The organism is Sphingobium sp. B7D2B (assembly GCF_025961895.1).
Taxonomy (GTDB): domain Bacteria; phylum Pseudomonadota; class Alphaproteobacteria; order Sphingomonadales; family Sphingomonadaceae; genus Sphingobium.
In genome coordinates this window covers 1,403,864-1,426,584 of sequence record NZ_JAOQOM010000001.1, presented here as the reverse complement: position 1 = coordinate 1,426,584, position 22,721 = coordinate 1,403,864, and the positions used below count along the sequence as shown (strand labels likewise).

Here is a 22,721-nt window from a genome sequence, read left to right as displayed (position 1 = left end):
AAACCTAACAGTGATAGGTTTGTGGGAGAGGGTGGATGAATCGCATGAAATTAGCCGTAGTATGGGCCTGCGTTCTGATGATCGGGACAGCAACATTCGCACAGCAGCCCGCGTCTCCCGCCTGCGATCGGACTTGCTTAGAGGGGTGGGTAGACCGCTATCTGGTCGCTATGCGTGACGCCAAGGTGGACCCAACGCTTTTCGCGCGGGAGGCAAAATTCACCGAGAATGGCATTCAGTTGCCGTTAGGCGACGAGGGCCTTTGGCATTCGATGAGCGCGCTTGGTACTTACAAATTCATCGTCCCCGATATCGAAACGCAGCAGGTCGCGTTTCTGGGAACGGTTCGCGCCGAAAATCGCGATGGCAAGGAGGATGTGATCGCCATTGCACTGCGCTTGAAAATCCGTGGCGATCGGATCACCGAGATCGAGCAACTCGCATCCCGCCCGGATGACACAAATAGCAGTCGGAACGACATCCCTCCCACGGGCGTCGGCGTTGAAAAGATGGGGCGGCCCCATCCCTTGTTCACAACGCCGATCCCCGTTGCTCAACGTCAAACGCGCGAGGAATTAGTCAGGACCGCGAATTACTACTTCACGGGGCTGCAGCGTAACGACGGCAGGGGCTATTACCCGTTCACGGATGACTGCATCCGGTTTGAAAACGGCATGGATGTGCTTGCCAACGCGCTTGATCCGGCGACCGGCAAGCGCGGGCGGATGACGTGCAAATATCAGTTCGAAGCCGCGCTCAAGAACATCGTTTCGCGCGTCCGCGACCGTCGCTTCGTTGCGGTTGATCGCGAACGCGGGATCGTGTTCGCATTCGCCTTTTTCGATCATGAGCGGCTCAACTGGACGTGGCAGTTGGGTGAGCTTTTCCGGATAGAAAATGGACAGATCCGCCGGATCGAAGCGATCTTCCACCGCGCGCCTTATGGCATCAACTCAGGATGGAGCACCTACGAACAAGGTCTGTCCGACCAAATTCAAGATATACGTTGAACGCTAATGCCTCAAATGTCTGAGCTGCACCCGGTTTCGTGGACACCAAGATAAGGTGTTTTTGGAACCGGAGGGTGACGATGCAACGACGGAAGTTCAGCCGGGAGTTTAAGCTCGAGGCGGTGAAGCTGGTATTGGAGCGGGGGGGGGCTGCGGCGCAGGCGGCGCGCGATCTCGACGTGCATGCCAACGTGCTGCGCAAGTGGATCCGCGAGGCGGAAGGCGATCCTGGATCGGCCTTTCCCGGCCACGGCAACCTGCGGCCAGAACAGCTTGAGATTGAGCGGCTGCGCCGCGAGCTGGCGCGGATGAAGGCGGAGCGCGACATCCTAAAAAAAGCGGCGGCCTACTTTGCGAAGGACTCGATATGAGGTTCGCCTTCATCGCGAACCGCGAGAACGTATCGACCACCGTCAAGATCCGCAGTTTCGGTCCCGTTGCGAGCTGGTCATGGACGAAGTCCATGGCCCACACATCATTGACGCGGAAGGCCGCGCAGCGGCCTTCCCTCAGCTTCGCCCTCACTTGCCGCTTGGGCACCTTCTTTCGCAGCCCAAGGCCCATCTCCTTGTAAAGCCGGTAAACTCGCTTGCCGTTGATAGCCCAGCCTTCACGTCGCAGCAGAACATGGATACGGCGATAGCCGTACCGAACACGTGTCTCAGCGATTTCCTTGATTCGCTGCTTGAGGTCGGCCTGATCGGTGCCCTTGCCACGATAGTGGTAGCTGGATCGTTCCGCCCGGAGTACCGCGCAGGCCCGCCGAATGCTAACCTGCCAAGTGCTGCGAACATCATCGACCAGCTGGCGCCGCCGATTAGGCCTCAGAGCTTTCGCAAAACGACATCCTGCAACATGGCCTTGTCGAGCGACAGGTCGGCAACCAAGCGCTTGAGCTTCGCGTCCTCCTCCTCGAGCTGGCGCAGACGCTTCATCTCCGACGGCATCAAGCCGGCGTACTTCTTGCGCCAGTTGTAGAAGGTCGCTTCGCTGATCCCCGCCTTGCGGCACACCTCGCCGATCAACGTCCCGTCATCAGCTTGCTTCAGCACGAAGGCAATCTGTGCCTCCGAAAACTTCGATCTCTTCATCGTCCACTCCGTATCCTGGCCCTCCGAGCATAACTGGAATTTTCCAGCTCAGAGCGGTCCAAGATTTCGGGTGCAGGTCAAGCAGTCCGTGCACCCGACAGCCCGGCCACACCCAGCACCAGCGCGAGCAGGCCTTTTTCTGCCCCGAGCAGGTTGACGAAGGAGAGCAGGCCAATTGCCAATGCGGCGGTGGCGAGACCCTCTTTGCGCCCGAGCGCGTGAGCGGTCTGTACGTCCGAAGTGTCACGTGCGGTCATGTTCATATCCGATCGTCTGTCATGGCGCTTTATTCATCAGCGTCGCAAAGTATCGGATTGTCCACCGGTTCGCTCGGGACGAGCGTTCGTCCCGATTTATCAGTGTCACCTTGTCCTAGCATCGGTCATCTGCCCCGCTATCAAAACTGATCTGCAGGCGCGGCTGGGAGCCGAGTGAGCTGCGTCGAAGACACGATGAACGCTGTCGCCAACATGTCGGACGTTCAAATCGTTGAACGAGCATCCCGAAAGCGGCCATTAGTTCAGTTCCGTTTTAATGACGCGAACTGGGACTTACCGGTCATTCCAAACGGACGACCATAGCGGCAGGTCCGTTCCCAGAAGCTGACGCCAATGCCACTCTCCCGGAACGGCAGCTTATAGCCATTCGCGCTTTGGAAGCTGCCTTTCCGGACCGCCCGCAATAGGGGTCATAAACGGGACGCGCGGACGGTCGAAGGCATACTTCGCCCCGGCCTCCATCACGCATAATTCGCGTGCGTACGAGCCAGAAAGCTGAACACCGCGGGACGATCTTCGCACCTGTCCAGCGCAAGCAACCTTTCCCTGAGCAGCATGGGGGCCAGCGCGGCGACGCTGGGTTCAAGCTTCTCCAGTTGCTCCAGCCCCATCATCACGCGGGCGGTATTGGCGACCTCCCGATCAAACTCGCAAGCCAGCTGCCGCCGGAACGCGGACTCGTTGGTGGCGAGTGCAACATAGAGGGTAGTCGTGAGGCCGTCGCCGGTGGCGTAGTCGTGCATCGACGCGGCCCAGATGTGGCTGCGCCCGTCAGAGGGTGGAGACCGGTCCAACTCCCAGGGATAGGCTGTCACATCGGCCTCGGTGAGGGTGCCGCCGGCCAGCAGGTCGCGGGCTTGGTTCACGAGTGCCTGCATGGTCTCGATTGCCTCCGCGCCACGGCCGGCAAGGTATCGCACCGCATGGATCGAGGGCTGATTGGGTTCATCCGTCGCCATTGACTGAGCCTTCCTGGTCGGTCGGACAGTCATCGCTGCTCCGTGGGTTCAAAGCTTGCTCGACAATGGCAGCTACCAGCGCCCACACGCCGTCGCGGCGGTGATGGTCTTGAACGGTGAGTTCACGCTCCCAGCCCTCGATCCCGATCGCCGGCGCAAGCGCCTGACTGATCGAGACCGCGTAAGAGCTGACCGGTGAGAGGGCGCTCTCATTGGAAGCGATGATCTCGCCCACAAGCCAGGCGCGGCTCTCATCGCCACCGGGCCAGATTTCGGCGCTGACGACGAGCATGTGCTTTCTCCCTGTGTGCTGTACTTCACGCATCGACAAACCCAGGCATGAACTGGGCGAGCTCGTCGGCCAGAATCTGCTTGCCTTGATCGGTGGCCAGGGGTCGCACAAGCTCGCCAAAGCCGAAGCTGCGCAGTTGGCGTGCCGGCATCATGAGATGGACATGAGGCGGATTGGTGGACCCGATCAGCACCGGCAGATGCATAGCCGCCACGACCGCTAAATTGCGCTGGTTGCTGAGGCAATCGTGCGCGCATTGATCCGCTGCTTGAACAGGTCGATCCGGTCAGAAAAATTGGCCAAAGCCGACGCGTGGCGCAGAATGGCATCCGTGCTGTGCTGCAATTTCTTCAGATCGGCACGTTCGCGCAAAAGAGCCACTTCCCGCGCCTTAGAGCCACGGCCGCGCTTCATCTGTTCGGGCTCCTCGCCGCGTTCGGCACGCGTCAGATGGGTGTACCGCCGCTTGCGGCCGGCTCGGGCAAGGGCTTCATTAATTTGGACGACGAAGTGACGGCGCATCAGCTTCATGCCTGCGGCGGTGTTAAGTCCGGACCAGGTGGCAGCGGAAAAATCCCAATCATAAGCCGACTTTCGCACCACATACCGGTTGGCGGCCTGAAGATGGAGATGATAGTTCCGATTGTCGCCACCCGGGTCGGGGCGGTGGAGCGCGGCCACGAACGGGATGCCACGTGCTTCCAAAGGCCGCGTGATCGCCTCCGCCAGCCCGATCCGCTGCTTTTCCGTCAGTCCGTACGGCAATGGGATGATGATCGAGAGATAGACATTCGCATTCTCCCGATTAAGCCGTTCTACCTGCTCCAATGCTCTCCAAAAGGCTGTGACTTCGGTGCGATCATCACCGATATTGCTCATCCATCCCGCTTCGCCGCCTTCGAGCGCATCTTCGCGCATGATGTAGCGGGCAAATCGACCGGCCTCCCCAGGGCGCCATGCACGACCAGAGATGCTTTTCAGGCCGCGACTTTTCCACTGTACGTAGAGTGACTGAAGGCCGTCGTCGGATGCCAGGATGGGACGCAAGCTGCCGAAACTATCCAACGTCTTATTCGCGCGGTGAAACAAATTACGCGCGGTCTTTTCCGATATGCGAGGACGTTCGTTCTGTTTGACCCGGATGCGGAACCGCGACCGCTTTTCGAGTTCACGGTCTTCGCGCAGCCGCTTCAGCCTTGTCATCGTCGAGAGAGCCTGTGCCTCGCGGTCAGCCTCACGCTCACGGGCTGCACGGTTCCGTTCGCTCCGTACGGCCGCACATAATGCGGCGATTTCATCCGACTGACGGACAATATCTGCAATCGGACGAAGCATTTCCACCTTCCAGACATTTTGAAAGGGGGTGGTCGATTGCGTTGTTGGCCGACGAGGAAAACAACGCTTTAACGCGCACCACCCCCTTTCTCTTGCTCCCACTTAGCCGGATCTGAGAGTGGTGGCTGCGCGACCCATGTGCGCGTCGGTCATGTACTGCTAATTCGCCGCATGGGTCGCTGATGCACCCACATCGCCTTAACCTGGCCCGTCACATGGGTCGCAGAGTCCCCGTCGGGGCGGGCGGTTAGAAATATAGTGCACATGGGTCGCGCAGTAGGGCGCTCAGCCCATCGCTACGTGCGCAGCATGGACACTGAACTCGCCCTATCGGCTCTCCCAGATCGACTGCACGAACGCGCCGCCACATATAGCGCGCGGCTCTCAGCAATCGAAGGCGAACTCTCCGAGCTCAATCGGTTGGCAGCTGCAAGTGGTAAGCGGCGCGGCGACCGTCGGCCTGGCGGAGACGATACGCAGAAGTACAGGCTGGGTTCGGTGTTCGCAATGCTTGTTTGCGACCTAGGCGATCTGGACGACTTGGCGATCCTCGGCCTTTTCGCGGACGCGTCTGTACCCCTTCCGCTCTTGAATGAAGCTGCGCTTGGCAGTGGTGGATCGCTGGTCGATCTGATCGTCGCCATTCTTTCGGACGCGAATATCAGCGCGCCCTTTCGCGAGCAGGGGGCGCTGCTGCGGTGGCAATGGCATCGCGACCTGTATCATGCTGAGGTGGAGGCGTTCTCGAAGTCCGAGGCGAGCCGCAATCCTCGCGCCGCCTGGCGCCGCAAGCCGCCGACGAGCCGGCAAATCTATCTGATTTCGGAGGCCATCCGCGCCTTTGAACTCGATCCGCCCTCTGTGAGCACTCGTGGCGAAGCCTACGAGTGGCTGCGCAAAGTCGGCGGCAACCCGCGATTTGCGCATTCCGTCGAAAGGAAAAAATGATGGCACTTAATGATTTGTTACAAGCGCTTGAGGAGAAGATGCAGCGTTGCGCCGAGGCCGAGCGCCGCGTCGAGAAGGCCCATGCCGAAGGTACTCTCACTGGCAGCCATATCGACGCTCTCGAACTGGAAGTGAACCAGTACGAGCAAATTCTCGATCAGGCTGCACGCGAACTCGACAGCTTGGATGAACAACTGAGAAACTGGAAATGAAGAAGTCCGAAGGCAAGCGTTCGCGAAAAAAAACGGACCTACAATCTGATCGACCTCCGCTGGCTCACCTCCATCGTGACCAGAGTACCCGATCCGGCCGATTTCGATGAATTTATACGAAAAGTATCAGAGGCTGCTGAGCTTAACGGATGTGATCCTGATGACCTCGATCAACTGCTCTTTGATCTGTCATTGAAGGATCTGCGCAGCCTTCCTCCGGCGGCACTGCGCGCGCGCGAACTTCCAATCCCGCAGCATCTGATCAGGCTCGAAGACTATCCGGTATCGCTTGCGAACGAGAAACTCATCCATGCAGGGCAGGACGCGAGTCTGATCGCGCTCGTGGAGCAGACCTGGACCGGCTTTTGTGGCGCTCCGGCGCTTCGGGACCACTCCGCAACCCTGCTATTGCTGGCGAGGTCAGCCGACGAAGGGGAGCGCTCCTTCTATCTCCGCGTGATGGCTGGGCATCACAGAACGGCGCTCTGGCACCTGCGAAAATCGGGCCCGCCCGGTGAATTAACGATTCGGGCGTGCCTTGATCTCATCTTCGTCCAGACAGTGATCTTCAACGCGCGGGACGTCCAGTCGACGATCGCAGATGTTCATCTGGCAATGGTGGAACCCGTTTTCGGCTTGGTTGAGCGGGTCAAGGGCTATATCCGGGCGAGCGGACTCAACACCATATTCAAGAAGGTCAAGGAAGACGCGAAACACTGCCTCAAGGGCTACATGACGCGCACCGAGCGAGATGCGCATCGCCGCCAACGCATCGCTGAACGGAGGCCTGGAAAACCTGTCGCTCCGCCGAGCTATGCGAAGGTCAAGGGTGTTGTTGCAAAAAGGGTTGGACAGCTGGTCGAGCAAAGGCTCGCCAAGTTGTCGCCCCGGCAGGTCGTTAAATTGCGTCGTCGACTCGATCGGATCATGGAGTCCGCTCGCGAAAAGCTCGAAGCCTCTGCTCACTTCTTTCCCAATACGCCTACGACCATTTCGTCAATCTCCCGCAGCGACGTGTCGAGGGATTCCATCGATATCACGTCAAAGCTCGCCACTGCCGCGCGATACTCGGGTCTGGGACCAGTAGAATGTGCCGCCGTGAGTATATGCCGCTTCGTGCAGTCAGCGGTTTGCCTTCGAGACAAGTTCAATCGAGCCGCCACATCCTTTGAGGTAGGGGGCGATCTGTCGTTCGATCTAGAGCACATGCCAGGCTTCGACATCGCTGCCATGCCGCTCGGCGCCAAAACCCACATCAAGATGCTGCTGGATTCGTATCGCCGTCTCGTGTTGGACGACGCGGCCTATGGCGCGAAATCGGGCGGGAAGCCGCAAATGGAGCGGTTTGATAATCAGGCTGTACCGGAAATCGATGCAGCTATGGCGTGGCTGACCGTGCTCGGACCGAGAGAGATCGGGGATTTCGAAGGCGACATCAACTCGGAGCGTAAAACCTTCCACCTTCTGGATGTCTTGCCAGAGGTCCGCCTGAGCCGCTGACCAATTGAGCGCGCGTCGCACAAAGTGCACATGGGTCGCGCAGCATTCAGAGGCGGAGATCGGCATGAAATAATTCATGCCGATCCCGTCCAACCCTCATGAGCAACCGGTCGCGCCTGCCAGCGCAAGCGAGGGGAATGAGTCCGCCAATGCGGGTGGACGGAGACAATATCAGGTGCACAGCGCGCTTTCTTGTTCTATGTTCGTTCTAGACGAGGAGGTTGCCGTGCTGGACCGGCTCCTTGGCGCTGAAATCTCCGCTCTCTTCGATCAGTGAACTGAAGCGGAACCACGAAGGGGCGACGCATGCAGCTGGATTTCCGGGAAAAACGCGTTTTCGTTTACGCGCGGGTATCGACAACACGCCAGGAGAGAAACGATCTGTCGCTCCCGGATCAAATTGCCAGCGCCGAGCGCTGGATAGAAGAAAACGGCGCCGCGTGCGTTCGGGTATTTTCCGAAGCTGGAAGCGCCACCGATGATGAGCGACGTGCTTTCCGGGAGATGATCTCGCTCGCCGAAGCCGATGAATGCCCTGTCGACGTCATCCTCGTCCATTCGCTCTCGCGCCTGTTCCGCAACGCGCTCGATTTCATGCAATACCGGGAGCGCCTGCGTCGCCGGAAGGTTCGCATTGTCTCGATAACACAGAACTTCGGCGACGATCCAGCATCCGACATGGCCGTCGCCATGTTGGCCATCTTCGACGAATATCATTCTGCTGAGAACGGCAAGCACGTCCGTCGCACGATGATTGCGAACGCCCTCGCGGGGTATTGGAACGGTCAGACTCCGCCGCTTGGATTCCGCACTTATGTAGCGCCTCAGCCACGCGGCAAAGACCGCAAGAAGTTGGAGCACGACCCGGAGACGGTGGAATTGGTGCGCTACATCTTCGATGCCTATCTTAATGGCACAGCCGACGGTCCGATTGGCATCACTACCTTGGCGGAGCACTGACCGCGCGAGGCGAGCGCATTCGGGGCAAGCTGTTCAGCGTATCAAACGTGCACGGCATCCTGACCAACACCGCTTACATCGGCTACGTACTGTATAATCGGCGCGACTCCCGAACCGGAGAAGCGCGACCGGAATCGGAATGGGCTCCCATCCCGGTGCCGCCTGTCGTCAGCGAGGAGGTCTTTTACGCCGTCCGCAAACAGATGGCCGACCGGGATCCGCGCATGGGGGAGGCCGCAGTCAAAACCAATATCAAGTTGCTGACCAACCTCGCTGTGTGTGGCTGTGGCGGGGATGGCTGCGGCGCGGGCATGGGAGCCGTCACGGGCAAGTCCGGTCGATATGCCTATTACGGCTGTGCCGCCCGGGTGAAGAAGGGCCCGACTGCCTGCAAGGGGCGTCGAGTTCCCATGCAAATGCTCGATGACATCGTTGTCGATGCCGTCGCAGAACAGCTCACGGTACCCGAGCGGCTCCACGCGTTGCTGCAAACATGGCTCGATCGTTCCGCCACCGCGCTCGCCGAGCGTGAGGCCAAGCTTAAGCGTCTTCGTACGCGCCTGACCCAACTCGACGGTGAAAGCGCAAGTGTCATTAAACTGGTGCGCAACGGGATATGCAGCGCCGACGATCCGCAGATTGCTGTCGAACTAAACAATATTCGCGCCCAGCGAATCAGTGCGGAGGCGGACATTGCTGTGCTGGAGCGCCAGCTTGATGCTGGAAATCACAAAATCACACCCGCCATCGTGACGCAGTTCGGCGAAATCCTGCGAAGCAAGCTGTGCGGCCCAGACCCCAAACTCCGCCGCGAATATGTCAGGCTGTTGGTTGACCGCGTGGAAGTGGGAGATCGCAACATTCGCATATCCGGTCCGAACTCGGCATTGCAGCGCGCGCTGATTGCCTCCCAAACCCCCGGGGGGATGGTGCCCAAAGCTGAACGGAAGTGGTGCACCCGACTGGATTCGAACCAGTGGCCTTTGCCTTCGGAGGGCAACGCTCTATCCAGCTGAGCTACGGGTGCGTGGAAAGGTCCGCTATCAGTTTTGATGCAGCCGGCCAAGAGCAAAGGTAGGCCGCCCTCCGATTATTGGCGGGCGATGATTGGGGCGCGATTATTGGTCGCTCGGCTCTGCCTCTTTCTCCATCAGCCACCGGGCAGCGACGGCCGGGGCAACCGGACGATCCGGGCGATCCACCATCAGATTGGCCGCGCGCATCCGCTCGACCGGAATGGCGCCGATCAGCGGTTTGAGCGCCGCCATCAGCCGCGCATCCGTCTCGCGGCCGGACGCCACCATTACGATCGCGTCATAGGGCGGGATGCGCTCCAGCGGATCGGCGAGCACCAGCAGATTGTCCGCCGCGATGCGCCCGTCGCTTGAAAAGGCGGAGATCACATCGACATCCCCATCCTTCACCGCCCGATACATGAAGGTGGATTGATACTCACGCGTCCGTGCGAAGCGCAGGCCATAGCCCTCGGTCAGCGACGTCCAGTCCGGCCGCGTGAAGAACTCGAAATCGCCGCCCATGACAAACCGCGGGGCGTAGGGCGCGAGGTCGACAATCGAGCGGATGCCGAGTTGCTGCGCCTTGTCGGCCCGCATCGCCAGCGCATAGGCATTCTCGAAGCCGAGCGGGCCGACCAGCGTCACGCCATGTTCGCGCTTCAGCCACTCGGCCATCTGCGCCAGCATCGCAGCGCGCCCGGGCTGATCGGTACGGCCCATCACATTGGCCCAGACCGTGCCGGAATAATCGACATAGACGTCCACATCGCCCTGCGCGAGTGCCCGGAAGACCACTGCCGATCCCAGCCCGCTGCGCACGGTGGCCGTCCCGCCCTCATCCGCCAGCCGCTGGCCGATAAGATCGGCGAGGATGTATTGCTCGGTAAAGTTCTTGGCGCCGATGACGTAGCCGCCCTTCGTTGCCGGGGCGAACACGCTGGCCGCCGCCGTGGCGATGCCGAGGCACAGGATCAGCCCGCCGGCCCAGATGCGCCTGCGCGCGCGCCGGGCGATCCCCGTCTCGATCAGACCGAGGAGTTGATCCACGGCCAGCGCCAGTGCCGCAGAGACGCCGCAGCCGAACAGCACCCACATCCAATTCTCGGTCTGGAGGCCGGAGAAGATATAATTGCCAAGGCTGGTCTGCCCGACCGGCGTCGCCAGCGTGGCAGTGCCGATCACCCAGACGGCGGCGGTCCGCACCCCGGCCATGGCGACCGGGGCGACCAGCGGCATCTCGACCTGCAAGAGGCGCTGCCGGTCGGTCATGCCGACGCCATGCGCCGCCTCGATCAGCGCCGGATCGAGCGTAGTGATGCCGGTGACGATGTTCCGCACGATCGGCAGCATGGAGTAAAGGGTCAGCGCCAGCAGCGCCGGCAGGAAGCCGAGCGCCGAGAAGCCCTGCCCGGTCAGCCGCAAAGAGAGCAGGGAGAGCGCCAGCAATAGGGGGTAGAACAGCGCCATCAGAGCCAGCCCCGGTATGGTCTGCACGAGGCTGACGAAGGAAAGGACCGGCCAGCGCAGTCGCGCGCTGCGGCTTGCGGCGATGGCCAGCGGCAGGCTGAGCAGGATGCCCAGCCCCAGCGCGGCCGCGCTCAGCAGCACATGAAAGCCCAGATATTCCGGGAGCACGCGCAGCGCGCTGGAGAGGGAGCTGTCCATCGCTCAGCCGGTCCCGTCCGGCCCGACGGCGATCAGGCGGCGGACCTGTTCGGCCTGCCGCATCGGCATCGCCATCAGCGCGCGCACGGCCTCGTTGGGCGGATCGGTCAGCAGCCGGTGCGGGGTATCGTCGGCAATGATCCGACCGCCCTCCAGCATGACGATCCGGTCGGCGAGCAGCACGGCCTCGAAGACGTCGTGGGTCACCAGCACGGTGGTGAGGCCCAGCGTCTCGTGCAGGCGGCGGCAGGCGCGGCCGAGCGTGTCGCGGGTGATCGGGTCGAGCGCCCCGAACGGCTCGTCCATCAGCAAGATGCCGGGCCTTGCCGCCAGCGCTCGCGCGATCCCGACCCGCTGCCGCTGACCGCCCGAGAGCGCATCCGGCATGCGCACGCCATAATCCTCGGGCAGTTCGACCAGCGCCAGCAGCTCGGCCACGCGGCGGGCGACATCCTGCGCCGGCCAGCCGAGCAGGCGCGGCGTCAGACCAATATTCTCGGCGACGCTCAGATGCGGAAACAGGCCGATGCCCTGAAACACATAGCCGATCTCCCGCCGCACTTCATAAGCGGGCCGGTCATTCACCGGCTCGCCGTGGATGCGGACGATACCGCTGTCCGGCTCGATCAGCCGGTTGATGCACTTGAGCAGCGTCGTCTTGCCCGAGCCGGAGGCGCCCGCGAGCGCCACGAAGGTGCCCGCTGCAATATGCAGATCGACATCATGCGTGGCGAAGGTCCGACCGCCATCGAAACTCTTGGCAACGCTCTCCAGCGCGATCGCATCGGCTTGGCTCATCGGGCCATGATGGCGGCGCCAGGCGAGAATAGAAAGCGAACTTTCCCCGGCCCGCCGCAAATGCGGCGCGATGCCAGCATCCCACAAACGAAAACGGAGGCCCTGGGGCCTCCGCTCACATCATCCCGCGGGATGATCGCTCGCCATCGCCTGATGGCTTTGGGCGCGTCACCGCGCCCGTAAGGCTTATGCCTCTTCGCGGGTGTCGCGACGCTCGGCGATACGCGCACGCTTGCCGGTGCGGCCACGCAGATAATAGAGCTTGGCGCGACGCACGACGCCCTTGCGGACGACCGTGACGCTGTCCACGTTCGGCGAGTAAAGTGGGAACACGCGTTCAACGCCCTCACCGAAGCTGATCTTGCGCACGGTGAAGTTGGAGCCCATGCCCTTGTTCGAGCGCGCGATGCACACGCCCTCGAAGTTCTGCACGCGGGTGCGGTCGCCTTCGACGACCTTCACGCCCACGCGCAGCGTGTCGCCCGGACGGAAATCCGGAATATCCTTGGAGATGGCGGCAATGTTTTCCGCCTCAATGGTCTGCAGCAGGTTCATCTGTCCTGTCTTCCTTCGTCTGCGTCGCGCGCCAGAGGCAGGTCAGTCCCGAGCGTTCCTGTAACGCTCCCAGAGGTCCGGCCTGCGTAACCGTGTGTCATCCTCCGCCCGTTGTTTCCGCCAGGCGGCGATCTTCGCATGATCCCCCGATCGCAACACTTCAGGGATCATACGCCCTTCCCACTCTTGAGGTCGGGTATATTGCGGATATTCAAGGAGGCCGTTCTCGAACGACTCCTCGACACCGCTAGAAGCCGCGCCCATTACGCCGGGAAGCAGGCGAATGCAAGCATCCAGCAGCATGAAAGCGCCGATTTCTCCACCGGAGAGGATGATGTCGCCCATCGACACCTGCTCGATCGGCCGCCCTTCGAACAGGCGTTCGTCAAAGCCTTCGAAGCGCCCGCACAGAATCGTGACGCCCGGCCCCTCGGCCAGCGTGCGAACCCGTGCCTGCGTGATCGGCGTTCCGCGCGGCGTCATCGCCAGAACCGGCAGATCCGGGCGCGCATCCAGCGCATGGTCGACAGCGCGTGCCAGCACATCGGCGCGCAGCACCATGCCTGCCCCGCCGCCTGCCGGCGTATCGTCCACGCTCCTGTGCTTGTCCGTCGCGAAGTCGCGGATCTGGATGGGTGCGCAGGACCACGCCCCCTCCCCCAGCGCCCGACCGGCGAGCGAAATGCCGAGCGGCCCGGGAAACATCTCCGGATACAAAGTGAGGATCTGTGCGGTGAAGGTCATGATTTAAAGGCGATCAGCGGGATTTGGGACGTGCGGGACGATCGGCGATACACACCAGAAATTCGGCCTCCCCACCGCCCAGAAGCGCAGAGAAAAGAGACTTGACCCGCAGGAGACGTTTCGCGACCGGCCAGCGCCTCGTGCGCAGCCCGCGCGTCCGCATGATCTCTTCCGACGCGCCCACCATGAAATTGAACTGCCGCGAGCTGGGCTTGGCAAAAACCTTGGCAGACCGCAGACCATTGCTGACCGCGAGTTTTCTCAGGGCGCGCCTGGTGAACAGATGCAGATGCCGGGGCGTTTCCAGCCCCCGCCAATGTTCGCCAAAATGGCGGTGCCCTAGCGCGTCGACGTTCGGCGTGATCATCACCAGCCGCCCGCCGGGTGCGAGCAATTCACTGCACCGCGCGATCGTGCGACCCGGCTCGGGCACATGCTCGATGACATTGTCGAGCAGGATGCCGTCGAACCTTTTCCCGTCGAATCGCGGATCGAAAATATCGGTCGCGAACACCTGTGCGCCGCGCACCTGCGACGCCACGGCGACCGCCTGTTCATCGAAGTCGATGCCGACGGCGCTCCAGCCCGCCTCGACGATGGACCGCAGGAAACCACCGGACCCGCAGCCGACATCCAGCATGACGCCGGGCGTGCGATGCGCGAAGTAATTGAGGCCCGACTGGTAATGATGCTTCCACCAGGGCAGCAGGCCCAAAAGCCGATAGCGCAGAGCCGGCGCATGCGAGGCGGCCCCCTCCGGCGCCACGATCACCGGCGCCTGGTCATGGGTATGGTAGGATTGATAGAGCGTCGCCAGGCTCTGTGGCGTTGGCATGGGGTCGATCCATCCCGAGCCGCAGTGCGGGTTCCGACAGATCCTCAGCCCCCAGCGTCCCGGCGCGCCGAACATCGGATCGCGCAGATCGCGATAGTGCTGAGTGCCCGATTCGCCGCACAAGGGACAATCCGGCGCGGGCAGGCAGCCAATACCCTCATTGTCCAAAATAATCGCGTTCATGCGGCCCTGCGCTCTTGGAGGTGATCGATCGAGACCGACCCATGTGGGCAAGCAAGAGGCCCGTCCTCATTCGCCGAAGCGGAACGTCCTGTCAGTCTGCAAGGAAAAGACTGCTCAGGACAAGTCTTTCCTCGTTCCAGTCGAGCACCGCTTCCGGCTGCATGGGGACCATGAACCGTTTTCCGCCGGGCTTCTCGATTTCGATGACGTCACCGGCCCCGAAATTCTCGACAGCCACGACCGTCCCCACCGCTTCAGCCGATTCGGCAACGCAGGACAGGCCGATCAAATCGACATGATAATATTCGCCGGGTTCGAGCGGGGGCAGCGCTGAGCGCGGAACGGTGAGTTCCACGCCGCGCAAGGCTTCGGCGGCATTGCGGTCGGCAATTTCCGCAAAGCGCGCGACGGCGCCATTCGGGCCATCGCGCACCGTCTTGAGCGTGAGGGTGCGACCGCCCGCCTCGAAGCTCTGGTAGCGCTTCAAGCTCTCCGGCCCATCGCCGAAGAGCTTGAGACGCACTTCTCCCGTCACGCCATGCGCGCCGATGACAGCCGCGAGCGTGACGGGACGATCCACGGGCAAAATCAGCCCTCGGCCTGCTCTTCAGCGGCAGCCTCGGCAGCGGGTGCTTCCTCGGCGGGTGCTTCAGCAGCCGGCTCTTCAGCCGGAGCATTGGCGGCTTCTTCCGCAGCCTTGCGGGCTTCCTCGGCCTCGGCCAGCTTGGTGGCCTTGTCCTCGGCGCGGTCCTTGGCCTTCTGGCCCGGCTCTGCCTTGTTGGGGTTGTTGCGCGCGGCGCGCTCCTTGACGCCTGCGGCATCGAGGAAGCGGGCGACACGATCGGTCGGCTGCGCGCCGACGCTTACCCAGTGCTTGGCGCGCTCGGTGTCGAGCACAACGCGGTTGGCGTCATCCTTAGCGAGCAGCGGGTTGTAGCTGCCGATGCGCTCGATGAAGCGGCCATCGCGCGGCGAGCGGCTGTCCGTCACCACGATCTTGTAATAGGGGCGCTTCTTGGAGCCACCGCGCGACAGGCGAATGCTGGTTGCCATCTGTAACTTACCTTACCTTTCTTCTGAACTCTGAACCTGAAATTCGTTACGTTACTTCTTGAGAAAATTCTGAAAACCCGGCGGAAGCTTGGGCATGTCCGGCATCCCCGGAAGTCCCTTGAGGGCGCTGAGATCGCCCTGCCCCGCTCCCGGCGCACCGCCGCCACCGCCGAGCAAACCGCCCAGCCCGCCGCCGCTACCGCCGCCCGCAAACATCTTGGCCAGTCCCTTGAGACCGCCCATTTTCTTGATCTTCTTCATCGCGGTTTCCATCTCCTTGTGCATCTTGAGGAGACGGTTGACGTCCTGCACCTGAAGACCGGCGCCCTTGGCCACGCGGATCTTGCGCTTGGCGTTGAGCAATTCCGGCTTCTCCCGTTCCTTGAGCGTCATCGAGCCGATGAGCGCATCGAGGTGAACGAGTGTCTTGTCGTTGACGCCGGCATTGGTCATCTGCGCCTGCGCCTTTTTGAGGCCGGGGATCATACCCGCGAGCATGCCGAGGCCGCCCATGCGCTGCATCTGGCTGAGCTGGGCGCGCAGATCGTTAAGATCGAACTTGCCGGCAGCCATGCGCTTGGCCAGCTTGTCGGCATCTTCCTGCTGGATCGTCTCCGCCGCCCGCTCGACCAAGCTGACGACGTCGCCCATACCAAGGATGCGCTGCGCGACCCGCGCGGGATGGAAGGGCTCGATGGCATCGAGCTTTTCGCCGGTGCCCGCGAACTTGATCGGCTGGCCGGTGACGGCACGCATGGAGAGCGCGGCACCCCCACGCGCATCGCCGTCCATGCGGGTGAGGACGACGCCGGTCAGCGGCACCTGCTCGGTGAAGCTCTTGGCGACGTTGACGGCGTCCTGGCCGGTCAGGCTATCGACGACCAGCAGGATTTCAGCCGGCGTCGCGACATCCGCGACCGCTTTCATCTCGTCCATCAGCGCCTGATCGACATGCAGGCGGCCGGCCGTGTCCAGCATCAGCACGTCGAAGCCCTGCAGCTTCGCGGACTGGAGCGCGCGGCGGGCAATATCCACCGGCTGCTGACCGGGCACGATCGGCAGCGTCGCGACATCGGTCTGCGTGCCGAGGACGGCGAGCTGCTCCTGCGCCGCCGGGCGATTGACGTCGAGCGACGCCATCAGCACCTTCTTGCGCTCTTTTTCTTTGAGGCGCTTGGCGAGCTTGGCCGTGCTCGTGGTCTTGCCCGAGCCCTGCAGGCCGACCATCATGATGACGGCCGGTGGCGTCACGTCGATCAACAACTCGCTGGTCTCGGCGCCCAATGTCTCGGTCAGCGTGTCGGAGACGATCTTGACGACCATCTGCCCCGGCGTGACCGAGCGCAGAACGTCCGACCCCACCGCGCGCTCGGTCGCCTTGTCGACGAACGCGCGCACGACCGGCAAGGCGACGTCGGCTTCCAGCAGGGCGATTCGGACCTCGCGCATCGCGGCACGAACGTCCGCCTCGGTCAGCGCGCCGCGCCCCCGAAGCTTCTCGAACACCCCACCGAGCCGATCGCTCAGACTGTCGAACATCACCACCTCATTGCGGCCAAAGCCGCTGAAAAACCAACCAAAACGCCGCAACGCACAAAGCGCCGGTGGGCGAAACCTCGCCGACCAGCGTCTATCCTTGGACAGTGAAAATCCAGGACTGTCAGGGCGCCCGGGCAGTTGGAAAACCGCGCCGGAACAGCGGCTCCTTAACGAAATCCGCCGGTTAAGACAAGAAGGCAGGCATCCGGGCCTGGGATGACCATGTGGAGACGCCGGGACAGAAAGGCTTTGGCAGGAATTTGCCGCTATGGCGCTTGCAGTTTGGAAATCCGCTCTTAGCTGCTATTCTGCGCGGCAGAGCCAAGGAATGAGGGTGCAGTGGCAGCGGACGACGTGAATTCAGTTTCGGATGAGAGCGAGCCCACGCGGCGCTCGCTCAGCCGCCGCCATCTCCTCATGGGCGGTGCGATGCTGGCCGTGAGCGGCCTTGCCATCGCGCGCGAGCCGCATCAGCGTTACCGCGACCTCTCCGACAAGCAGTTTGAGGCCCTGTTCCCCAAGGCATTCGGCGATTGGAAGACGCTGCCCGTCAGCGAGCTCGTGCTGCCGCCAGAGAGCGACCTGGCCGACAAGCTCTATCAACACATTCTCACGCGCACCTACGTCAATTCCAAGGGCGTGGGCGTGATGTTCCTGGCTGCTTACAACAGCAAGCAGTTGAACAACGTCCAGCTCCATCGGCCGGAAATCTGCTATTATGCTGGCGGTTTCTCAATCGATCGCAGCGAGTCACTGGATTTGCCGGTTGATGTCGCCGGCCGCCAAATGATCATTCCGGCCCGGTCGGTGACGGCGGTGCTCGGCTCGCGCAACGAGAACATCCTGTACTGGACGCGGATCGGCCCCGACTTCCCGCAGAGCTGGCTCGCGCAGCGCATCGCGATGACCAAGGCCAATATCGCCGGCTACCTTGCCGACGGGTTGCTTGTCCGCATGTCGGTGATCGACAAGAATTACGATGAGTCCCTGCACAACATGCAAATCTTCATCGCAGACATGCTCAAGCATTCGGGCGAGCCGACCAGGGACATGGTGGTCGGCGACGCCTGATCCGACGTCGCTAGAGCCGGCCTTCCAGTTCGGCGATCCCAGCCACCAGACCGGCCTCGAAAAGTCCGTTGCGAAACTGTGGCAGCATTAGCGTGTCTATGATCGCTTGGCAGTCATCGTCCGGAATGGCGGCGGCAAGGCCCTGCCCGACCGCGATGCGGACCAGCTGTTCTCTCGGCGCGAGCAGGATCACGATCCCCTCCGCCCCCGGCGCACCCACGGCCCAGCGATCGCCAAGCTCGCTTGCATAGCCGGCGATGTCCTGCCCATCGAGGGACGGCACCGTGACGACGATGGCCTCCCGCCCGGTCGCGGCCTGCAGCGCGACCAGGCGGCGCTCGATCTGGTGCCGCTGATCGGGCGTGAACAGCGCCGCAGCGTCGGTCACCCAGCCATCGCGCGCGATCGGCAGGCTGGATGGGAGGACGATCTGGGCGGTCTCGGTCGGTTCACCGGCCACGGCGGGCGCACCCATCAGCCCCGCCGCCACGCACAGGGCCGCGATGCCAAGGGCGGAAAGCCCGCGTGTCAGGATCACCCAAGCACTTTCGCAAAGGCGGCAACACCGGCGCGCGGCCCATCAGGGTGGTTCCACACCGCGCCACTCAGCGCGAGAAAATCGGCACCGGCTTGGACCAACGGCGCCGCATTGTCGGCAGTGATGCCGCCGATGGCAACGCAGGGAATTTCAAAGATGGACGACCACCAGCGCAGCAGGTCCGGTTCCGCATGGTGGCTCACCTCCTTGGTGGTGGTGGGATAGAAGGCCCCGAACGCGACATAATCAGCCCCAGCTTCCCCGGCTTCCATCGCCATGTGGCGGCTGTCATGACAGGTCACGCCGATCTGAGCGGACGGGCCGAGCACGCGTCGGGCCTCGCGAGGATCCCCATCCCCCTGCCCCAGATGAACGCCATCGGCGCCGAGGCGCTGGGCCAGCGCGATGCTGTCATTTACGATGAAGGCGACATCCCGCTCCGCGCACAGGCGCTGGAGCGGTTCGGCCAGCCGCGCGACTTCTTCCTCGCTCACGCCCTTGAGGCGAAGCTGAAACGCGGCGACACTGCCACCGTCCAGCGCCTCGGCAAGGCGAGCGGCGAAATCCTCGCCGATCACCGGCGGGGAGATCAGGTAGAGCTGGCAGGGCGGAAGGCTGAGCGCCTGTGTGGTCTCGGTCATTCCGCCCCCATAAGCCCGGTGGCCGCGCGGTCAACCGGCGGCAGCGGAACCCGACAACGCCGCCTCGATCGCGGCAACGAGATCGCCATTGTCCGGCTTGGTATCCGGGGAGAAGCGCGCCAGCACCGTGCCGTCGCGCCCGACGAGGAATTTCTCGAAATTCCAGAGCAGTTCCGGCGGATCGTTCGGCGTGCGGTTGCCGCTTTTGAGGCGCTCGCGAAACGCGCCATCGTTGCGCGCCTCCGGCTGCGCCTGCGTCAGGGCCGCGAACAGCGGGTGCTTGTCCGGCCCGGTGGCGACCACCTTCTCGAACATGGGGAAGTCCACGCCGAAATTAGTCGTGCAGAAGCTCTCGATCTCCTCGTTAGAGCCCGGCTCCTGCCCCGCAAAGTCATTGGCGGGAAAGCCCAGCACGACCAGGCCATCGTCCTTATATTTGCGATAGAGCGCTTCCAGCCCCTCATATTGCGGGGTGAGGCCGCATTTGGACGCCACGTTGACGATCAGCAGCACCTTGCCGGCGTAATCGCCCAGCGACGCATCATCGCCCTTGATGGTCTTGAGCGGAATTTCGTCCAATGCAGTCGTCGTCGCGGTCATGGTCATCCTCCAGATGAAAAAGGGCAGCTCGCCCAAGATAGGGAGCCGCCCTTCCTCTGTCATCGGGTGGAGACCGCAGGCGGCGCAATTGGGCGCCGCCCCGTCGTGCGCGTCAGGCCGCGACCTTGTCCGTCGAGGCTTCGTAGATCTCGTCGATCGCGCTGGCGAGCGAGGCGTTGAACGCCTCATCGCTCATCTGATGACGCAGATCCTCCAGCAGAGCCCGGCTGAAGCTGGCGATCATGCCGCGATTCTTCGCCAGTTCGGCGCACGCCTCGGGGCGCTTGTAACCGCCCGAAAGCGCGACGACGCGCAGCACCTTGGGATGATCGACCAGCGGACCGAACAGACCGGCCTTCTCGGGAATCGAGAGCTTGAGCATCACCTGCTGACCCTCGGGCAGTGCATCGAGCGCCTTGAGGATTTCCTCCAGCAGGATCTGGTCGGCCTGCGCCCGCTCGGCGCTCTTGATGTTCACTTCCGGCTCGATGATCGGCATCAGGCCCGCCGCCAGCACCTGCTGGCCAATCTCAAACTGCTGCTTGACGATGGCGGCAATCCCCTCGCGGTTGGCGAGATTGACAACCGAGCGCTCCTTGGTGCCGAACACGCCAAGGCTCTTGGCGCGCTTAAGCAACGCGTCCAGCTCCGGCATCGGCTTCATCATCTGCACGCCATTGGCCTCGTCTTCCAGGCCCTTGTCGATCTTGATGAACGGCACGACGCCGCGTTCGATGAGCGCGGCCGGCGTCGGCTTGCCGTCCACGGTGCCGTCCATGGTCTTCTCGAACAGGATGGCGCCCAGCACCTTCTCGCCGGTGAAGGCGGGCGAGGTGATGATGCGGCTACGCATCTGGTGGATCAGGCCGAACATCTCTTCATCGCCCGAATAGGCGTTTTCTTCGATCCCATAGCCCTTCAGCGCCTTGGGCGTGGAACCGCCGCTCTGGTCGAGCGCGGCAATGAAGCCCTGCCCCTTGGCAATCTTCTCGGTCATGTCGGAGTCCTGCATCATCCTGTCCTGTTTTTCGAAGTGGTGCCAAAATCGGCGGTGCTGTGTGGCACGCCTATGCCGCGCCTGCGCCGCATATTGCAAGCCGGTCAACCATCTTGACGGGCGCACTGCCCGGAACGAAAGATGGTTGGAAGGGGGGACGATCGATGCGCTCAAAATTCGCGGCCGTTGCCGCACTGATTGCGATCATCGGCATGAGCGTGGCCCGGCCAGCCCACGCTCAAAAGATCAAGGTGGGCGACCTAGCGCCAGCGTTCACGCTGATGCTGGCTGATGGAAGCTCGGTTTCGCTGGCCGATCTCAAAGGGCAAGTCGTCGTCCTCAATTTCTGGGCGACATGGTGCGGACCATGCATCAAGGAACTGCCGACGTTGGACGCCTTTCACGACATCCTGAAGGACAAGGGGCTGCGCGTTTTTGCCGTGGCGACAGAAGATTCCGTGCCGCTCCCCAAGCTCAAGAAAATGCTGGCCGGGATGACCATCCCGATGGTTCGACGGGTGAAAGGCCCCTATCGCCATCTGGGCGCGCTCCCCACAAACTTCGTGATCGGGCGCGACGGACGCGTTCGTTATGCCGCCACCGGCGCCTTCGACCTCGATCAACTCAACCGCGTAATCATTCCGCTGATGAACGAGCGGGCGCCAACGGCTCCCGCTCGCTCGCGTTGATCAACCGCGCGTAAGCGCCGCGACGCCCGGCAGTTCCTTGCCTTCCATCCACTCCAGGAAGGCGCCGCCTGCGGTCGAGACGAACGAGAAATCCGCAGCCACGCCGGCATGATTGAGGGCGGCGACCGTATCGCCGCCGCCGGCAACTGACACCAGCGAACTTTCCGCCGTCAGCGCCGCGGCGGTGCGGGCCAGCGCAACGGTGGCCGTGTCGAAGGGCGTCAGCTCGAACGCGCCGAGCGGGCCGTTCCACACCAGGGTCTTGCAGGTCTTGAGAACGTCCGCCAGCGCCTCGACGGCCGCCGGTCCCACGTCGAGGATCATTTCGCCATCGGCCAGCTCGTTCACGTTGCACACGCGGTAGCTGGCGGGATTGGCAGCGAATTCGGTCGCGACGGCGACATCATAGGGTAGGTGCAGCGTGCAGCCCGCCGCTTCGGCCTTCTCGAAAATCTCATTGGCCGTATCGACCAGATCATGCTCGCACAGCGACTTCTTCACGTCAACGCCGCGCGCCGCGAGGAAGGTATTGGCCATGCCGCCACCGATGATCAGATGGTCGACCTTGGCGACGAGGTTCTCGAGCACGGCAAGCTTGGTCGAAACCTTGGCGCCGCCCACAACCGCCGCGACCGGCTTTTCCGGCTGGCCCAGCGCGGCCTCAAGCGCGTCCAGTTCCTTCTCCATCGAGCGGCCGGCGAAGGACGGCAGGCGATGCGCAAGGCCCTCGGTGGAGCAGTGCGCGCGATGAGCGGCGGAAAAGGCGTCATTGACGTACATGTCACCCAGCGCGGCCATCGCGTCGGCAAGCGCCGGATCATTCTTCTCCTCGCCCGCATGGAAGCGGGTGTTTTCCAATATGGCGATGTCGCCGCCCCGCATCACCGCAATCCCGGCAGCCGCCGCTTCGCCCTGGCAATCGGGAATGAACTGCACGTCGCGACCCAGCACCTGGCTCAGCCCGCGCGTGACGAGGCTGAGCGAGAGATCGGGCGACTTCTGGCCCTTGGGGCGACCGAAATGCGCGAGGATCAGCACTTTCGCGCCCCGGTCCGCCAGTTCCAGCAGTGTCGGCACGGCGGCCCGCAGGCGCGTGTCGTCGCTCACCGAACCTTCCAACATCGGCACGTTCAGATCCTCACGGACCAGCACGGCCTTGCCGGCGATATCGCCCATGTCGTCCAGCGTCTTGAAGGGTTTGGCCACGTCGTC

25 protein-coding genes, 1 tRNA gene and 3 pseudogenes are annotated in these 22,721 nt (G+C 62.7%); 9 read left to right on the top strand and 20 right to left on the bottom strand.

Annotation, left to right across the window (positions count from 1 at the left end; all coding sequences use genetic code 11):
* The first annotated feature begins 35 nt into the window (after positions 1-35).
* A complete protein-coding gene (locus M2341_RS06510; RefSeq protein WP_264584658.1) occupies positions 36-1,010 on the top strand; it encodes a hypothetical protein in 975 nt (324 codons plus the stop codon).
* Positions 1,011-1,090: 80 nt separating this feature from the next.
* Positions 1,091-1,413 (top strand): annotated as a pseudogene (locus tag M2341_RS06505) (transposase); the annotation flags it as partial.
* Here M2341_RS06505 and M2341_RS06500 read toward each other — a convergent pair.
* The 6 genes and pseudogenes from M2341_RS06500 to M2341_RS06475 form a co-directional block, all read right to left on the bottom strand.
* Positions 1,398-2,101, bottom strand: a pseudogene (locus tag M2341_RS06500) (IS3 family transposase); the annotation flags it as partial. The pseudogenes M2341_RS06505 and M2341_RS06500 sit on opposite strands and share 16 nt — an antisense overlap.
* 77 nt (positions 2,102-2,178) lie before the next feature.
* Positions 2,179-2,364 carry a hypothetical protein gene (locus M2341_RS06495; RefSeq protein ID WP_264584657.1) on the bottom strand — a complete coding sequence of 62 codons (186 nt, stop codon included), beginning with the start codon at positions 2,362-2,364 and terminating at the stop codon, positions 2,179-2,181.
* A 476-nt stretch (positions 2,365-2,840) separates the two neighbouring features.
* A complete protein-coding gene (locus M2341_RS06490) occupies positions 2,841-3,338 on the bottom strand; it encodes a hypothetical protein (RefSeq protein WP_264584656.1) in 498 nt (165 codons plus the stop codon).
* Positions 3,325-3,630, bottom strand: coding sequence for a hypothetical protein (locus M2341_RS06485; RefSeq protein ID WP_264584655.1), 306 nt, complete (start codon positions 3,628-3,630; stop codon positions 3,325-3,327). The genes M2341_RS06490 and M2341_RS06485 overlap by 14 nt, the downstream gene beginning before the upstream one ends.
* Positions 3,631-3,655: 25 nt before the next feature.
* Complete coding sequence (locus M2341_RS06480; protein WP_264584654.1) at positions 3,656-3,835, bottom strand: hypothetical protein; 180 nt, start codon at positions 3,833-3,835, stop codon at positions 3,656-3,658.
* A 14-nt stretch (positions 3,836-3,849) separates the two neighbouring features.
* Positions 3,850-4,965 (bottom strand): MobA/MobL family protein, encoded by a 1,116-nt coding sequence (locus M2341_RS06475; RefSeq protein WP_264584653.1) that lies wholly within the window; start codon positions 4,963-4,965, stop codon positions 3,850-3,852.
* Positions 4,966-5,274: 309 nt separating this feature from the next.
* Between M2341_RS06475 and M2341_RS06470 the strand changes: the two genes are divergently transcribed.
* The 5 genes and pseudogenes from M2341_RS06470 to M2341_RS16475 form a co-directional block, all read left to right on the top strand.
* Positions 5,275-5,913 carry a hypothetical protein gene (locus M2341_RS06470; RefSeq protein ID WP_264584652.1) on the top strand — a complete coding sequence of 213 codons (639 nt, stop codon included), beginning with the start codon at positions 5,275-5,277 and terminating at the stop codon, positions 5,911-5,913.
* The gene (locus M2341_RS06465) at positions 5,913-6,125 is read left to right on the top strand and encodes a hypothetical protein (RefSeq protein WP_264584651.1); all 213 of its coding nucleotides are present in this window, start codon (positions 5,913-5,915) and stop codon (positions 6,123-6,125) included. The genes M2341_RS06470 and M2341_RS06465 overlap by 1 nt, the downstream gene beginning before the upstream one ends.
* A 75-nt stretch (positions 6,126-6,200) precedes the next feature.
* Positions 6,201-7,625 carry a hypothetical protein gene (locus M2341_RS06460; RefSeq protein ID WP_264584650.1) on the top strand — a complete coding sequence of 475 codons (1,425 nt, stop codon included), beginning with the start codon at positions 6,201-6,203 and terminating at the stop codon, positions 7,623-7,625.
* A gap of 306 nt (positions 7,626-7,931) precedes the next feature.
* Positions 7,932-8,585, top strand: a complete 654-nt coding sequence (locus M2341_RS06455; protein ID WP_264584649.1) for a recombinase family protein — start codon at positions 7,932-7,934, stop codon at positions 8,583-8,585.
* Positions 8,582-9,019: pseudogene (locus M2341_RS16475) on the top strand (recombinase family protein); the annotation flags it as partial. The gene M2341_RS06455 and the pseudogene M2341_RS16475, both read left to right, overlap by 4 nt.
* Before the next feature lie 516 nt (positions 9,020-9,535).
* On the opposite strand, the gene M2341_RS06450 reads toward M2341_RS16475, so the two are convergent.
* From M2341_RS06450 to ffh, 9 genes are all read right to left on the bottom strand, one after another.
* Positions 9,536-9,612 (bottom strand) — tRNA-Arg (locus M2341_RS06450).
* Between the two features lie 91 nt (positions 9,613-9,703).
* Entirely contained in the window at positions 9,704-11,266 is a 1,563-nt protein-coding gene (locus tag M2341_RS06445) for an ABC transporter permease/substrate-binding protein (RefSeq protein WP_264584648.1), read from the bottom strand.
* Between the two features lie 3 nt (positions 11,267-11,269).
* On the bottom strand, positions 11,270-12,064 hold the full coding sequence (locus M2341_RS06440) for an ATP-binding cassette domain-containing protein (protein ID WP_264584647.1): 795 nt from the start codon (positions 12,062-12,064) through the stop codon (positions 11,270-11,272).
* A 186-nt stretch (positions 12,065-12,250) separates the two neighbouring features.
* On the bottom strand, positions 12,251-12,619 hold the full coding sequence (gene rplS, locus M2341_RS06435; RefSeq protein WP_181559181.1) for a 50S ribosomal protein L19: 369 nt from the start codon (positions 12,617-12,619) through the stop codon (positions 12,251-12,253).
* A 42-nt stretch (positions 12,620-12,661) separates the two neighbouring features.
* The gene (gene trmD / locus M2341_RS06430) at positions 12,662-13,363 is read right to left on the bottom strand and encodes a tRNA (guanosine(37)-N1)-methyltransferase TrmD (protein ID WP_264584646.1); all 702 of its coding nucleotides are present in this window, start codon (positions 13,361-13,363) and stop codon (positions 12,662-12,664) included.
* A gap of 13 nt (positions 13,364-13,376) precedes the next feature.
* Positions 13,377-14,381, bottom strand: a complete 1,005-nt coding sequence (locus M2341_RS06425; RefSeq protein WP_264584645.1) for a class I SAM-dependent methyltransferase — start codon at positions 14,379-14,381, stop codon at positions 13,377-13,379.
* A 91-nt stretch (positions 14,382-14,472) separates the two neighbouring features.
* Positions 14,473-14,967, bottom strand: coding sequence for a ribosome maturation factor RimM (rimM, locus tag M2341_RS06420; RefSeq protein ID WP_264584644.1), 495 nt, complete (start codon positions 14,965-14,967; stop codon positions 14,473-14,475).
* A 2-nt stretch (positions 14,968-14,969) separates the two neighbouring features.
* Complete coding sequence (rpsP, locus tag M2341_RS06415; RefSeq protein ID WP_264584643.1) at positions 14,970-15,434, bottom strand: 30S ribosomal protein S16; 465 nt, start codon at positions 15,432-15,434, stop codon at positions 14,970-14,972.
* 51 nt (positions 15,435-15,485) lie between these two features.
* Positions 15,486-16,973 (bottom strand): signal recognition particle protein, encoded by a 1,488-nt coding sequence (ffh, locus tag M2341_RS06410; RefSeq protein WP_264584642.1) that lies wholly within the window; start codon positions 16,971-16,973, stop codon positions 15,486-15,488.
* Between the two features lie 339 nt (positions 16,974-17,312).
* Here ffh and epsI point away from each other — a divergent pair, with 339 nt between their 5' ends.
* Positions 17,313-18,044 carry an exosortase-associated protein EpsI, V-type gene (epsI, locus tag M2341_RS06405; RefSeq protein WP_264574804.1) on the top strand — a complete coding sequence of 244 codons (732 nt, stop codon included), beginning with the start codon at positions 17,313-17,315 and terminating at the stop codon, positions 18,042-18,044.
* A gap of 10 nt (positions 18,045-18,054) precedes the next feature.
* Here the strand turns inward: epsI and M2341_RS06400 are convergent, their stop codons facing one another.
* From M2341_RS06400 to M2341_RS06385, 4 genes are all read right to left on the bottom strand, one after another.
* Complete coding sequence (locus M2341_RS06400; RefSeq protein ID WP_264584641.1) at positions 18,055-18,582, bottom strand: TPM domain-containing protein; 528 nt, start codon at positions 18,580-18,582, stop codon at positions 18,055-18,057.
* A complete protein-coding gene (gene thiE, locus M2341_RS06395) occupies positions 18,579-19,223 on the bottom strand; it encodes a thiamine phosphate synthase (RefSeq protein WP_264584640.1) in 645 nt (214 codons plus the stop codon). Before thiE ends, M2341_RS06400 begins: the two co-directional genes overlap by 4 nt.
* Before the next feature lie 30 nt (positions 19,224-19,253).
* Positions 19,254-19,823 carry a glutathione peroxidase gene (locus M2341_RS06390; RefSeq protein ID WP_264584639.1) on the bottom strand — a complete coding sequence of 190 codons (570 nt, stop codon included), beginning with the start codon at positions 19,821-19,823 and terminating at the stop codon, positions 19,254-19,256.
* A 112-nt stretch (positions 19,824-19,935) separates the two neighbouring features.
* Positions 19,936-20,835 carry a fructose bisphosphate aldolase gene (locus tag M2341_RS06385; RefSeq protein ID WP_181561363.1) on the bottom strand — a complete coding sequence of 300 codons (900 nt, stop codon included), beginning with the start codon at positions 20,833-20,835 and terminating at the stop codon, positions 19,936-19,938.
* A 149-nt stretch (positions 20,836-20,984) separates the two neighbouring features.
* On the opposite strand from M2341_RS06385, the gene M2341_RS06380 reads away from it, so the two are divergent.
* Positions 20,985-21,509, top strand: a complete 525-nt coding sequence (locus M2341_RS06380; protein WP_181559171.1) for a TlpA family protein disulfide reductase — start codon at positions 20,985-20,987, stop codon at positions 21,507-21,509.
* On the opposite strand, the gene M2341_RS06375 is transcribed toward M2341_RS06380, so the two are convergent.
* Positions 21,510-22,715, bottom strand: coding sequence for a phosphoglycerate kinase (locus M2341_RS06375; protein WP_264579317.1), 1,206 nt, complete (start codon positions 22,713-22,715; stop codon positions 21,510-21,512). It abuts the gene before it with no gap.
* Between the last annotated feature and the right edge of the window lie 6 nt (positions 22,716-22,721).